Here is a 14,260-nt window from a genome sequence, read left to right on the forward strand (position 1 = left end):
GTCAGTCGTGGTTGCCGTACATGTCGCGGATCTCCGCCTCGCTCTCACCCCGGTAGGTGAGGTGCCAGTGCATGTGCTTGGACTCCTGGTACAGCCCCAGGTTCGTGTTCACCGAGCACGATCCGTACTCCTTCTCCACTCCGGCAGCCACCTCCCGCACCACCGCGACAACCTCGTGCAGAAGGCCCTCGTCAGAGTTCCCGAGGTCGGTGAGCGAGGGGACGTGCTCCTTGGGGATCACCACGATGTGCACCGGGTACGACGGGTTGGTGTGGTGGAAGGCCAGCACCCGATCAGTCTCCGCCACCTTCTCGATGGGGACCGCGCCGGTGAGCGCCTGGTGGCAGTAGAAGTCGGAGATGGTCTCGGTACTGGTCACAGGTGCGCACCTTCGTTGGGCAGGAATGTCGGACGAGCGCCCGCCGCGCGTGTTCGCCAGGCAGGCGTCGACGCCAGCGTAGCGATCAGCCAACCGACAGCCGAATCAGCTCAACACCGGCTCTGCGAACGGGTGTTCGTCGAGCATGCGAAGCGCTCTGCGGAACTCTCCCGCACGGGAGGCACGAACCGATCCTGGACCGTCGAGAAGGGACCACGTTCATGACCGTCACGCTCGAACCCACGGTGGCGAAGCCGCCGACCGCGCCTGGGCTCCTCGAACTGGAGATCACCCGGCGCTGCCAGTTGACCTGCCGATCGCACTGCTACGCCGAGGCCGGCCCGACGCAGGGGCACGGATCCATGACCACCGACGAGTGGAAGCGGATCATCAGCGAAGCCGCAGCCCTCGGCACGGAGCGGATCCAGCTGATCGGCGGCGAGCCCACGCTGCACCCCGACTTCGCCGAGCTCGTCGAACACGCCCTGTCGAGCGGGCTCGAGGTGCTCGTCTACTCGAACCTCTACCACGTGCGCGCCGCGCACTGGAAGCTCTTCACGCGGCCCGGCGTCAGCCTCGCCACCTCCTACTACGCGGACACAGATGACGGCCACGACCGGGTCACCGGCCGCACCGGATCCCACGCCGCCACCCGAGCGAACATCGCCGAGGCGCACCGCCGCGGCATCCACGTCCGGGTCGGGATCGTCGACGTCCTGGAGGGACAGCGCGTCGCCGAGGCCCGCGCGGACCTCCAGAGCCTCGGCATCACGGACATCCACACCGACCGTGTCCGCGCCGTCGGCAACGCCGCCAAGGGCACGGCCCTGCCGTCCACCTCCGCGCTGTGCGGCCGGTGCGCCAACGGCATCGCCGCGGTCCTGTCGGACGGGACGGTCACCCCGTGCGTCCTGGGCCGATTCCTGCCCGCCGGCCACGTCCAGGGCAATACGCTGCAGGGGGTGTTCGCCTCCTCGTCCTGGCGGCAGGTCGCCGCGAGCATTCCTGCCAGCCGGCACGACCCCTGCGGCCCCGACTGCGGGCCCAACGACGACAGCTGCAAGGGCGGCGGCACCTGCGACCCCGCCTCCGGCCTCACTCCGACCACCGCGGACTGAACGGGGAGAACCTCGATGGACTGGGAATCAGCAGCACGCCGGCTCGCCGCCAGCACTGCCGTCCGACCGGAGTCCCGGTGGTACGCACCGCTCGCCACCACACCGCGCCACCAGTTCGTGCCTCGCTGGTGGGCACGGGACACCGCGGACGACGGCACGCGCGTCTGGGTGCTGCGGGACGGTGCCGCTGACCCCGAGCAGTGGCTGCGGACTGCCTACAGCGACAGCACGCTCGTCACCCGGGTCGGCTCCCACCACGCCGACCACGCCGACCCGGGCCAGTCCCTTGTCCGCAGCTCCGACCGGTACTCCACCTCGTCTTCCACTCTGCCCTCGCTGGTGCTGCTGATGTACCGCTCCGGATGCATCGCCGACACTTCCCGCGTGCTGGTGACCACCGGAAGCGGCTACGGCACCGCGCTGGCCTGCGCCCGGCTCGGCGACGACCAGGTCACCAGCGTCGATGTCGACCCCTACCTCGTCTCGGCGGCCCGACAGCGCCTCGCCGACGCCGGCCACCACCCGCGGGTTGAGGTCTGCGACCTGACCAAGGCGCTTCCCGACGGCAGCTACGACCGGATCGTCTCCACCGTGTCGGTGCCCGCCGTACCCGTCCCATGGCTGGAGGCACTCGCCCCCGGCGGACGGCTGGTGACCACCCTCGCCCGGACCGGACTGATCATCGTCGCGGACAAGAACAGCGACGGCGGGGCGACCGGATACGTCGCGCCCGAGTCGGCCGGCTTCATGAGTGCACGCCATGGCGAGGACTACGACGCCATCCTCACGGACGACGCGCCCGGATGGCAGCACGCCCGGCACGCCGAAGGCGAGACCAGCACGGGCCGCTACCCGCTGACGTACGTGCCGGACACCTGGGACCTGCGGTCCACTCTCGAACTCATGCTGCCCGGCATCGAGCACCGTCAGCACACGGCGGGCGACGGCAGCCGCACCGTGTACATGCTGCACCAAGACGGCTCCTGGGCCCGGGCGACGGCATCAACGCGCCACGAGCTGCCGACCGTGCACCAGGGCGGCCCGACCCGCCTGTGGGACGAGCTGGACCGCATCCGCACCTGGCTCGTCGTTGATGGGGACCTCCCCGTCCGAGGCGCTGCGGTGACCATCACCGCCGAAGGGGCGGTGACCTTCTCCCGGAAAGGATGGACCGCCACGGTCGGATGAGACCGTGCCGATGGGTCCGACCCTGGCGGCCGACATGCTGCTCCCCACGGAGGGGAGCGGTTGCCCCCGTCCGCGAAGGTCCGTGCGCTGCCGTGCCCCCTGCCCCCGGCGGCGTGCTCACCTCGCCGGCGGATGATGCCCGGGCCGCTCCGGCAACACGGGTTTCCCTGCTGCCGGAAGGCCGGTGCCGACGCTAGGTGTCCAGCAGACTAACCGGCGGGCTCTGGTCCGCATTGCTCAGGAACTCGCGGGCGCCGCGGAGCCGGGTGCTCAGCTTCTGCTGGGTGGCACGGCTGTCGAGTCGTACATCGAGCCCGCCGGGCAGTCCCGTCCCAGAGCGTGGCGTGGAGGGGCAGCCGAGCGGGGTCGAGGCCGTCGCGGCGGGCGATGAGCTTGCCCAACTCGTAGCGGCTCAGGGCGTCCGGGCCCGCGAGGTGGAGGATGCCGGCGGCGTCGGATCGGGTGACCTCCCATAGGGCGACAGCCAGGTCCGCCACGTGTACAGGGCAACGGATGTCGTCGGTGAACAAGGCGCCCTGCCGGGTGCCGTCGGCCAGTGCGTGCACCAGCTGCTCGTGCTCGGAGCGGCCGTCGCCGATGATCAGTGAGGTACGGGCGACGGCCACCAAGACGGGCGGGCGCCGGGTGAAGGCGTACGTCCTGAAGACCATCGCGGTCCAGGCCGGGCAGCGTGTCACTCTCGGCAAAGCACCATCTAAAGTCCACGGCCACCCTCACGCTCTTGCCCGGGGAGTACACGCTCGAGATCCAGGTAAACGGCCGCCGGTCCGAGCCGGTCACCTTCGATGTCACTGAGGACTGACCACAGTCACAGGCCAGTGAGGATGCGCGCCAAGTCGTCGACGAGCGCGATGAGTCGAGCGCGTTCGGTTCCGTGACGGCCCCGGCGGAACCCGCGCCGGCGGCCTCCGTAGGCGGCCTGGACCGCGCCGAGTTGCGCCCAGCGCCGCGCGCGTTCCCGGTCGAGGTCGGCGGCGCTGGTGAAGGCGTCGAGGGTGCGGTGGATCCCCGTGGCCAGGTCTCCCCGCTTGGCGAGGACGACCGACCGGGATTTGGTCAGCGTGCCGCAGTCGTACGCCCGGTCGCCCGCCCAGCCCTTCGGGTCGACGGCCAGCCAGGGCTCGCGTGTGGCCGTCAGGATGTTCCGTGCGTTCAGGTCGCCGTGGATGAGGGTGTCCGGCTGATGGTGCGCGAGCTCGCGCACCGTCGCCGTTGCCGCCTGCACCATCCGGGACGGCAGGGCGTTCGGGAAGTCCTGCGCGTCCCGTAGCAGTTGCTCCTCCCACATGGCGGCCCGGTCTTGGAGCCGGGGCAGTCCGGGGGGCGCGGGGACGGCGAGGCGACGGCTGACACTCCCCGCGATCGTCGCCACTTCGTCGGCCTCTGCGGCCTGGGCCAGCGTCGTGAGGTGCGCCCGCTCCAGGAGCATGGCGAACCGGTCGTCGTCCCGCTCGTGCAACAGGACCGCTCCGCGACCGCCCCAGGCCGTGAGCGCGTCGGGCTCGAACCTGTTCTCGGGATGAGGAAAGGACACCTTCAGCACGGCAGGCTCGGTCGTCTTGCGCAGCACCGGGACCACGATCCCGACGCCCCCGTACAGCGGGTCACCGTCAGGCGTGCAGTTCCAGCGATCGGCCAGTTCCCGCACCGTGGTCGGGAGAGCGGAGAGCCATGCCGAGCCGACCGGGCCTTCGCGGTCCATAGTGACCCGCACGAACGCCTCCGGAAGAACGATCACCAACGCACCGCCCGACCGGGGTGTGCTCCAGGAACCGCTGGAGCTCCGGGCTGAAGCATCGGCTGTTCCTCGGGGTGCGCGCGCAGGTAGCCGGTGATGAGGTCCTGGAGGTGCGGGGCGGGGATGGGCATGGCTCTCCTGGTGACCTCGTGCGCGGCGCAGCTCCACAGGGGTGCAGCGGGGGACGGCGCGTTCGAACGTAGCCGCCAGCCTGTGGGCGCGGGCACGGATCGCGAGAACATCACCCGGGCGTGCACCGGCCGCGTCGAAGGTGCCGATGCTAGCCGCTGTCGCGGCCGCCCGGGGGCGTGACGCTCCGGGTGCTCACCCGGCCGCGAACCAGATCGAGCCACTCTCGCGGGCGCCGGATTTCGGGCCGGCCCGGAGAGTTCAAGAATCCTTTCTCCTCGCATCACTCCAGGTCAGATGCTCCCCCTTCAGAGGTGGCGACTGGCGGCAGGGCAGGCCGGGGATGACCGGATCGCGGTGCTGGTGGCTGCGGATTGTCAGTGGCGTGGGCGAAGGTCCGTCCGCAGAGCACAGCCACACCACACCGAAGGAGAGGGGTGCTGTCGACGCGTCATGCAAGCCGCCGCTCGGGCTACAGCCCGGCCGCCTTCCCCGTACGTGTGAATCGAACGAGGCGGGAGGAGCCGCCCACGCAGACGGTGCTTGCCGTCCGCGTCCCGGCGTCGAACCTTCACTCGACTCATCGCCTGCGGCTGCCCGTAGCGGTCCTGTGATCAGGTCCGTTGTCCGGGTGCTCTACCCCGTTTCCGTAACCGAGGAGAAACCGTGAATCCCGTCCGCTTGGTCACCCTTCACCCTGTTCTCGAGAACCCTCCTGCTGCGGCCGCCGAGGCCCTCGCGTACCGGCGGCCTGTCGACGTCCGCCGTGTCCTGTTCGCCGCAGCATCACGACCGTCATCGGGGTGGGGGGCATGACCAACCCGACCACTCCGCCGCCTGCCGTGCTGGCGTGGGCCAGTCGGGCACTCGGCGCCCGTCCCGCCGTCAAGGACGTCAGCCATCCGCGCGAGAACTCCCGCGTCTGGCGGCTCGACCTGCCCGGGGCCGCCCGCTTCTACCTGAAGATCTCCCCCAAGGCCGTGATGTACGAGCGCGAGACGCTCGCACTCCGAAGTGCCGCACCAGCCCTCGGCGCCGGCGCCGCGCCGCAGCTGCGCGCCTCGAACGCGGAGCATCTGGCACTGCTGCTGACCGCCGTCCCAGGACGACCGCTCAAGCAGTTGGAGCTCTCGCCCCTGGAGGAGGCCCGCGCGCACCGCCACGGCGGCGCCCTGCTGGCTCGCCTCCACGCGGCCGATGATCTGTCCGGCCCTCGGCGGGCCGAAGCGGAGCAAGCGCTGCAGGCCGCGGCCGACGGCGCCGAGGGGCACCTGGCGGCGGCCGGGGACCGGCTGACCGCGCCGGAGCACAAGCTCGTGCGCCAGATGGCCGAGGAGCTGCGGACCTTGCCGCCGCTGCCGCTCGCGTACATCCACGGCGACGCATGGGACCGCAACCTCATGTGGTCGACCTCCCGGCAGCAGGCCGGATGGATCGACTTTGAGCGCTCCCGGGCCGCGACCGCCGTGCAGGACTTCGTGCTGATGGCCGGCTCCACCTGGACCGACCGGCCCGACCTGCGGGCCGCGTGCCTCCAGGGCTATGGGCGCAACCTCACCGTCGAGGAGCAGCACGCCTTGAGATGCCTGGCGGCGATCGACGCGGTGAGCTGCCTGGTCTGGGGGCCGAAGCTCGACGACCCCCACGTCACCGCACGCGGACGGCGCACCCTGGACCGCCTGGCGGCGGGGGTGTTCGCATGACCGCACCGCACAACCGGACCGATTCCCCGGCCGTCGACGCGGCACGCGGTCGGGCGGCGTCGCTCCCGGCCGCGCGGGCGGGCGCTCCGCAGCCCTCGGCGCCGCCCGAGCTCGACTACAACGGGCGCAAGCACCGGCGGGCGATGGACGACGCCACCTTGTGGGACATGGCCCGCCGTATCCCGGCCGCGCTGATCCAGACGGCCCGGCTGGCCTGGAGCGTCGACTGGCGCATGGCCCTGACGATCGTTGTGTGCCAGCTGCTGTCCGGCATCGGCACGGCCGTGATGCTCACCGCCGTCGCGAAGGCCCTGCCGCAGCTGATGGTCGACGACCCCCGCCAGGGTCTGGGCCAGGCGTGGCCGGCGCTGACCGTCGCCGTCGTCGCGATGGCCACCGGCGCGTCCATGTGGATCCTTGCGGACTGGGCGACCCGGCGCCTGAATCCGAAGATCGCCTCCGCCGCGGACCTGCAGCTCGTTGACCTCCATATGCGGGCCGAACTCGCCGCCTACGACGCGGAAGGGTTCGGCGACCGGAGCCAGGCGGCGGAGATCGGCGCGCTGCGCGCCGTCGACCTCGCCGATGACGCCAAGACCCTCACCAACGGGCTCATCCAGCTCGCCTCCGCGGCCGTGGTGCTCACCACCTTGCACCCCCTGCTCCTCGGCGTGCTGCTGCTGTCCGTCGTCCCCCGCGGACTCGGCGGCGTGATCGCCGCCCGGGTCGACTACCGCGTCCACGACCAGACCATCTCCGCCCGCAATGTCCGCGGCATGATGCGCTGGTGGCTGACGACGGCCGAGCTCGCCGACGAGCTCCGCGCCAACACCATGCGCGGCTACTTGCACTTTTGGTACCGGTCGATGTGTGACCGCGTCGAGATGCGGGAGGTCGCCGGGGCCCGCCCGTACCTGCGGATCACGCTGTTGGCCGCCTCCCTCGGCGGCCTGTTCACCCTCGGCATGTGGGCCTCGCTGGCTGGCCTGGTCCTCACCGGGGCCATGACGACCGCGATCGCCGGCACCGCGATCGTCGCGTCGCAGACCGCCGGCCGCGCCCTGAACTCGATCATCAGGTACTCGACGGTCATGTTCCACCACGGCCTCTACCTCTCCGACTACTACGACTTCATCGACGAGGTCCGAGCCATGACCACCGCGCGCGGCACCGTACAGGTCAAGGCCCCGCAGCAGATCCGTCTGGAAGGCGCCTCCTACACCTACCCGAGCAAGGAGGCCGCGGCCGTCCAGCCGATCAGCCTCACTCTGAACCGGGGCGAAGTCGTGGCCCTCGTGGGAGAGAATGGCGCCGGCAAGTCCACGCTGATCCGCATGATCACCGGACTGACCGTCGCGAGCGACGGCAAGGTGCTGTGGGACGACACCGACCTGGCCGGCGCCGACGCGGAGTCGGTGTGGCGGCACGTGGGCCTGGTGCCGCAGAAGAACGGGCACTGGCCGCTCGCCGCCCGGGAGAACATCACCCTGGGCCAGCCCCGCGAGCACGGCGACGAGCGGATCTGGGACGCGGCCGAGCGGGTCGGCATGACCAGGACCCTGTGTGAACTGCCCCAGCAACTGGAGACGTTGCTCGCCCGGTCAGTGTGGGGCGGCCACGAGCTTTCCGGAGGTCAGTGGCAGAGGCTGGCCTGTGGGAGAGCGTTGTACAGGGAGCCGGCTGTGCTCGTCCTGGACGAGCCGACGAGCGAGATGGACGCCCGAGGAGAGCACCAGATCTTCCGTGAGCTGCGGGCCATGGCCTCGGACCGGATCACCGTGGTGGTCACCCATCGCCTCGACAACGTGAGGATGGCCGACCGAGTGATCGTCCTCGACCAGGGGGCCATCCGGGAGCAGGGCTCCTTCGATGAACTCGTTGCGACGGAGGGGAGTTTGCTCGGCGAGTTGTACGCCCTCGCCCAGGACCGCTGACCCGCGGCCACCAGAAGAGGTCAACGCGGGGCCGAGCAGCCGGTGCGGCCCCGCCACTTCCCCGGACACCCAAGGAGCGTCATGCACAGCACCGAGCCTGAAGCCGTCAACGCCCGCGCCTGGACCACGTACGGCACCCACCATCTGCGGCGCGGCACCGATGTCGCGGAAGTGGACCGCATCTCCTGGGGATTCTGGTCGGCCGGCCCCGGCGCCGAGGTCCTCGGCGACCTGACCGGCCTGCGAGTCCTGGACCTGTGCTCCGGCCTGGGCAAACACGCCGCCCACCTGGTGCGCGAGTACGGCGCCACGGTCGACGCCGTCGAAGCATCCGCCAGCCAGCACGCACGCGCCATCGCCCGGTACGGCGATCTACCGGGTCTCACCCTCATCCACGCCGACGCCGTCGAGCACCTGCACCACGCCGAGCCCTACGACGTGATCTACTCCATCCACGGCTTTGGCTACATCGACCCCCATCGCCTGCTGCCCGCCCTCCGGCTGGCCCTGAAGCCCGGCGGGCGCCTCGCCTTCTCCATCCTGCACACCAACTCCCACGGCCGCGGGCCCTCCTCGAGCGTCACACCGCGCGCAGAGATCCTGCCGCTCGCCGGCGGCCAGGACCAGAGCGTCGAGATGTGGGTACTCACCCCGAAGCTGTGGGAAGACCTCTGCGTCGACAACGGCCTCCTCATCGACGGGATCGACGTACTCGACGCGCCCGAGAACGACAACCCAGTCTCCGTCCGCCTCTACCTGGCACACCGCCACGCCTAAGCCAGCAGCCGACCGCGCACGAAACACCCGCCGGAGCCCAACTCCGTGCTCGGGGCCGGCGCGATCCTTCACGGACCCCGCGGGCTCCTGCTGGGAGTCGCCGCGGGACCACCAAACTCCCCGGCGGGACTGTGAAGCCCGGCGAACTCGTGGCGAGGTCATCCGCACACCGCCTCGGGCACCCCGGACCAGGGTGGCGTGGGCCAGGTCGGGCGGTACGGGTCGTCGACGATCCACCCTCGCCACGCCGCGTCGCGGAGCTCTCCCGTGTTCTCGTCGACCACGCCCTCGGGCACCAGCCGCAGCCGCGCCCGGCCGGGCCGGCGCCGCTCGACGGTGCGCTGCACGCGTGCGATGAGCCACTCCCGGTAGCGGCGGCGTTGGTCGTCGTGCCGTTTACGGCGTCGCTCCCCAAGGCCCGCCGTGCCGCGTTCGAGAGCGACTTGCTGAAGCTGGTCGGGGTCGGGGCACAGGCCTCCGTCACCGGCCAGGTGGCGGGGCAGGTAGACCAGGCCGTCGGCTTCCTCGGCCAGCCCGTCCTCAACGAGCTTGTCCACGCGCCGGCGGACCGTGGTGCGGTGCAAGCCGGTCACCGCGGCCAGCTGCGACACCTCGACGCCGTCGAGCGGGTCAAGGGCGGCAAGGATCCGAGCACCGGACGTGCCGTGTGCGTAGTGATGGCAGGCATCCGTGCCCATTACGGCGCCCAACGCGCGGGTGCTCACCTCCCGGTCCGTGTGCACGTCCGGGACACCACCTGCCCCCCTCTCCCCCGGTGCTGGACGGTGTCCCGGGCGTGCACAGGACTCCTCGGCTTCTTGTGGGATCCGCAGGGACCAAGTCGAGCTGCGCTCACCGGTGCCGACCGTGACCAGGGACAGCCACCCGGCGGCGCGGAGGCGGGCGCTGCTCGCTTCAACGGTCGAGCGGGCGCAGCCCATCAGCTCGGCCAGCTGCCGTACCGACACCTCGTGCTCGAGCCCTCCGGCCTGTTCGGCCAGCAGCAGCCGCGCGGTGAGGTTCTTCAGATCCGTACCGCCGCTGGGCCCCCGCCACACGGCGGCTTCCACCGCGGCCCTCAGGCGGGCGATCGCCACCATGGCATCGGCCCGGCACACGATCGTGCCCGACGTGCCCACGAACGCGCGCGCCTTGTCGAGCATCCCGGCCAACTTGCCCTCGGCGTACCGCTCCCCCTTGCGCGAGCGCAGCGACCGCGCCCAGGCCCCGCCCGCCGTCGGGCGCAGTACCAGGGCTTCCCACCACTGTGCGAAGGTCCATTCCCGGCCGGGCTGGCAGACGGCGACCGCCAAGGCCATCGTCAGCCGGTAGCCGGAATCGGCGGGCGTCTCGCCCGCGTACCGGCGTTCGGTGTCGCCCTCCAGCAGCAGCCGGCGCGCCCGCCCCGACAGACCGGGCAGCCCTTCCACCCACTCGGTCAACGACGGCCGCCGAACAGGCCGGTGCCCGAGGACGCGTACGGGACGGTTCATGCCCCCACCCCCACCGGCTCCCCGCTGCCGCCCGCCGGCGCGGCCGCCGAAGTCGTGGGCCGCCGTACGGACACGGCGCGCTCCGGCGGCGCTGGGCGGATCAGAGCACGGACCTGAGCGGCCGCCTGCGCGTACCAATCGGGCTCGGCATCCACCTCCGGCGCCGACCGGGAGGCCCGCAGCGTACGCAGCCGGTCGTCCAGGAGCGCGTACGCCGTGTTGAACCGGGCCGTCTGGGCGGCCTCTTCAGCGGCCTCGCGGGCCTCGTCCAGGCTGTCGTGGAGGTGGCTGCGCCGCATCTCGGTGGCGAACACCTTCTCGTACTCGGCTTGGGCGGGCGGCTGGTAGGCGAACCGGCTCACCGCCCGGCGCTGCAGCGCGCCCAGCTGGAGTTCCGCGGCCAGCCGCGCCGCGAGGGCCACCGACTCGGGGAAGACGCCGCCGCCCGCGGCGAGCAGCTCTGCCACCGCCCGGTCGACCGCTCCACGCATGTCCCGCTCGGTCCTGCGAGCGACGTCCAGTCGATCGGGCTCACTGCCCATGCCCCAGGTGGCCACCGCCACGTCGACGGCCTCGGCCACCAGCTCCTCGACACGGCGCTCGTCGCGGCACGGCCCGCACATCCCGGCCGTGTTCGGCGCCCCGCACAACTCGCACGCAAGCGCCTGCCGGGCGTCCTCCTGGGCCGCCCGCTGGGCCCGCTGCTCGGCCCACACCCGCTCACGGTCCTGTCGTTCCCGGACGGCCTGCTCGCGGCGGACGGCCGCGGATGCCGCCTCCATCTGCCAGCACGCGTTCAACTCCGCCTCGAACACCGACCGGTCAACCCGGCCGCCGGCCAAAGCCGTGGTCGCCTTGGTGAAGGCACGGGCCCGCAACGCCCGGCCATCCAAAACCAGCATCTGGCAGGCGCTGCAGTCGGCGCGGGTGTCCATCCGCCGCCCGTCGTCACACCGGCGATCCGGGCACACCGCCCGGCGCGGCAGAGCACGGCCGACCAGCCAGCCCACCGGATCGGTGACGGGCACCGCACCCTGCTCCGCCAACCGACGCTTGAGCCGCTCCCGCAAGATCCGCTCGGCATCCACCTCCGGCCCACATGCTCCCGAGATCTCGCCGAGCCGGGCCCGAACCACCTTCGTGACATACCGCCGCGTGGTCAGCCGGTCCAGCCGGCCCCACACCATCACCACCGGCTCCAGCACACGCTCCAGCCCCTTGGGAACCTGAGCCCACACCGGCGGCGGCCCCCCGGACGCAGCCCGCCACGCCTGAAGAGTCGACGCCGCAGCCGACGCCCCCTCTGCTCCCTCCGACGGCAACAGATCAGGGTTCTCCCCGCGAAGCGGGCTGTCCTCGCCATCGACCACCGTCACGTCACCGTGGTCATCACCGTCCGAAGAGGGGAAGTTCCCGCCCTCGCACGCGCGTACCGGCTGACGGCAGTACCCCGACGCGGCTTCGCCGGAAAACCCGAGACCTCCAGCACCCTCACCACATACATCAGCCACAGCAGCGTGGTCGGCGTGAGAGTCCGCAGCAGCACAACTCGTCTCGAACGACTCAAAGACGGTCTGACCTGCAAAAAGATCGACCTCAGAGCCGTCGAGATCCCTGGGGGCACTTCCGGAGTCCTCCTCGGCCCCCTCCAGGTCATCCCAGGACAGCTGCCGCCACCCGTCTCCCTCCACCACCAGCTCGTCACCGACGTCGTCGAGCCCAGCACACCGAGCACAACCCGTCGCGGTATCGGCAGGCTCCGGATCCGTAGAGACGGAACTCTCGAGGCTGGCGCCGCCCTGGTCGTCGGCCGCGGACCGATGCGCGGCCGCGACAGCCGGCACCACGAGTCGACCCGAAGCGCTCCTCACAGCCCCCGTTGCCACAAGTCGACCCAGCACCGTCGCGGCGACCGGCACACGACACCCCAGCATCCGCGCCAGCGTCACCGCCGCCCGGCCGTACCGAGCCACCGTCCTGGCCAACGGACCACCAACCAGAGGCACCCGCCCGTCCGGACGCGCATGCAAGGCCAGCAGAACCAGAGCCAGCCGGTCCGACGCGGCACCCCTCCCCCGCCGCGCCACAAGCAGACCCGGAGGAGTGGCACACTGCTCCCCCCACCCCGGAGCGAACAACGCCTCCAGGAAGCGCAGAAGCGTCGCCAACTCGGCCTTCGACAACGCCAAGGGTGCACCGACGTCGCGTCGGGCCTCCCACAGGGCCTCCACCCGGTACTCGACGCCAGTCGGCAGACCGTCGTCGCCCCGCAGCACACGCGCGGCGACAGCATCAACCTCACGGAGAGCGCTGAGTACTTCGTGGTCGACCGTGGACTCCGAAACCCCGAGCCAACGACCCAGCTCCCGAGCCGTGATCTCAACACGACAGGTGCCGTGGCTGGCCTTCCCCATCAGCACGACGTTGCCGAGACGCACGACATCCTTGCGGCCGACAAGCTTGGGATCGGCAAGCAGAGCCCGGACGGCCGTCAACAGCCGGAACCGCATGCCGCGGCCCAGACGCAGGGCCGGACCCGGTTGGGTGGCCAGCTGGGCAGTTCCGGACCAGGATCCCGAAACCGGAGGTTCTGCTCCTGGGTATTGAGGCGTTTGGGATGGGCGTCGGCCTGCTGCAGGCATGACTGAGCCGACCCTCGTGCGGGTAGCTATGATCTGCTCCAGTCGAGGAGGTACAAGGGAAACCCTCATCGCCAACCGGCACCGCCAGCGGGGGCTGAGAGGCCGGATGTGCAACGGGTATTCAGCTAGGGATGGGGAGCGACGCTCACCTCCTCGACATGACTGGCCCGGGATTGCGGAGTCCCGGGCCAGTCATGTGCATGAAACGGGTTGATCTCGACCGAGCTACCCGAGATGTGACGGCGATGTCACGGTTGAGCCGTCTCTGAGACCTCGCTTGCGCGGAGGCGTTGGGTCGGCAGCTCGTTGAACCAACGGCCCAACGGAGCGTAGTAGAAGGGCTGTTCCGCCAACTTGAAGAACGCCAGGGCCTTCGGCCCTGGACCGGAGACGAGTTCGCACCCTGTTTGGTGAACGAAGAGGCCAGTGTCGTCGTGCATGTCGTCGGGAAGCGCTGCTCGAGCGGTCTCGATCGTTATGGCTTCCCAAACCCGAAGTCCCTGGTCCTTGTTCGCCGGCCGCCGCTCCTCGGGCCATACAAGGCGCTTCAAGGCCCCGTACAGGCGGACAAGGACGATGTCCGTTTCTACGGTGTGCTGGGCGTCGATCACCCCTTCCTCCGCGGCATCCCGGGCCACCTTGGGCAGGACGTGCGCTTCCTGGGCCAGGGCGCGGAGTGACCAACCGCTGGGCGCCGTGCTCATGAACAGTCCTCGCTTTCATTCAGGAGCATCCTACTCACCGATCAGGCATGGAGTGGTAATGACAGAACCACTGCGTGTCGGATCTTCGGATGGACGCTTACGGGGCTCGCGCATGAAAACGGGCTAGACCTGCACAGATTGAGGTGGTTGCACTTCGAGCGCGTGAGCGTGTCAGAGGCACGCCGGTCCTTCGGTGGGCGTGACAGTCCCATGGTGGGTGGTGCTGGGGAGGCGTGCGATATGCAGCAGAGACGGTCGACGGGGCGCTAGACCGTATGCGTTGGCGCGTGTGTGATTGACCGACGTATTGCGTGCGTGGAAGTGTGTGAATGAGTGAACTGATAGTAGAAGCAGTGGTGGGGGGGGGGGGGGGGGGGGGGGGGAGAAAGGAGAGGAGCGGTGCGCAGAAAAAAGAGGAGGAAAAGCACCCACCC

10 protein-coding genes and 1 pseudogene are annotated in these 14,260 nt (G+C 70.6%); 5 read left to right on the forward strand and 6 right to left on the reverse strand.

Annotated elements, in window-relative coordinates; translation table 11 throughout:
* Position 1: 1 nt before the first annotated feature.
* The gene (locus ACZ5PB_RS12125; RefSeq protein ID WP_468690204.1) at positions 2-379 is read right to left on the reverse strand and encodes an HIT domain-containing protein; all 378 of its coding nucleotides are present in this window, start codon (positions 377-379) and stop codon (positions 2-4) included.
* 221 nt (positions 380-600) lie between these two features.
* Between ACZ5PB_RS12125 and ACZ5PB_RS12130 the strand changes: the two genes are divergently transcribed.
* Together ACZ5PB_RS12130 and ACZ5PB_RS12135 are read left to right on the forward strand one after the other, a co-directional pair.
* Positions 601-1,497, forward strand: coding sequence for a radical SAM/SPASM domain-containing protein (locus ACZ5PB_RS12130; RefSeq protein ID WP_468690206.1), 897 nt, complete (start codon positions 601-603; stop codon positions 1,495-1,497).
* A gap of 15 nt (positions 1,498-1,512) precedes the next feature.
* The gene (locus ACZ5PB_RS12135) at positions 1,513-2,685 is read left to right on the forward strand and encodes a methyltransferase domain-containing protein (RefSeq protein ID WP_468690207.1); all 1,173 of its coding nucleotides are present in this window, start codon (positions 1,513-1,515) and stop codon (positions 2,683-2,685) included.
* Positions 2,686-2,878: 193 nt separating this feature from the next.
* Here ACZ5PB_RS12135 and ACZ5PB_RS12140 read toward each other — a convergent pair.
* A pseudogene (locus ACZ5PB_RS12140) lies at positions 2,879-3,305 on the reverse strand (sugar nucleotide-binding protein); the annotation flags it as partial.
* Between the two features lie 209 nt (positions 3,306-3,514).
* On the reverse strand, positions 3,515-4,444 hold the full coding sequence (locus tag ACZ5PB_RS12145) for an aminoglycoside phosphotransferase family protein (RefSeq protein WP_468690208.1): 930 nt from the start codon (positions 4,442-4,444) through the stop codon (positions 3,515-3,517).
* A 941-nt stretch (positions 4,445-5,385) separates the two neighbouring features.
* Here ACZ5PB_RS12145 and ACZ5PB_RS12150 point away from each other — a divergent pair.
* The 3 genes from ACZ5PB_RS12150 (at position 5,386) to ACZ5PB_RS12160 (ending at position 8,987) form a co-directional block, all read left to right on the forward strand.
* Positions 5,386-6,276 (forward strand): phosphotransferase, encoded by an 891-nt coding sequence (locus tag ACZ5PB_RS12150; protein WP_468690209.1) that lies wholly within the window; start codon positions 5,386-5,388, stop codon positions 6,274-6,276.
* Positions 6,273-8,210, forward strand: a complete 1,938-nt coding sequence (locus ACZ5PB_RS12155; RefSeq protein WP_468690210.1) for an ATP-binding cassette domain-containing protein — start codon at positions 6,273-6,275, stop codon at positions 8,208-8,210. The genes ACZ5PB_RS12150 and ACZ5PB_RS12155 overlap by 4 nt, the downstream gene beginning before the upstream one ends.
* A gap of 81 nt (positions 8,211-8,291) precedes the next feature.
* A complete protein-coding gene (locus ACZ5PB_RS12160; protein WP_468690211.1) occupies positions 8,292-8,987 on the forward strand; it encodes an SAM-dependent methyltransferase in 696 nt (231 codons plus the stop codon).
* Between the two features lie 158 nt (positions 8,988-9,145).
* On the opposite strand, the gene ACZ5PB_RS12165 is transcribed toward ACZ5PB_RS12160, so the two are convergent.
* The 3 genes from ACZ5PB_RS12165 to ACZ5PB_RS12175 all read right to left on the reverse strand — a co-directional run bounded on the left by ACZ5PB_RS12165 (position 9,146) and on the right by ACZ5PB_RS12175 (position 13,826).
* Complete coding sequence (locus ACZ5PB_RS12165) at positions 9,146-10,480, reverse strand: helix-turn-helix domain-containing protein (protein WP_468690212.1); 1,335 nt, start codon at positions 10,478-10,480, stop codon at positions 9,146-9,148.
* Entirely contained in the window at positions 10,477-11,685 is a 1,209-nt protein-coding gene (locus ACZ5PB_RS12170) for a hypothetical protein (RefSeq protein WP_468690214.1), read from the reverse strand. Before ACZ5PB_RS12170 ends, ACZ5PB_RS12165 begins: the two co-directional genes overlap by 4 nt.
* 1,685 nt (positions 11,686-13,370) lie before the next feature.
* A complete protein-coding gene (locus tag ACZ5PB_RS12175; RefSeq protein ID WP_327378888.1) occupies positions 13,371-13,826 on the reverse strand; it encodes a hypothetical protein in 456 nt (151 codons plus the stop codon).
* Positions 13,827-14,260 lie beyond the last annotated feature (434 nt).

The organism is Streptomyces sp. NPDC032721, from assembly GCF_055579625.1.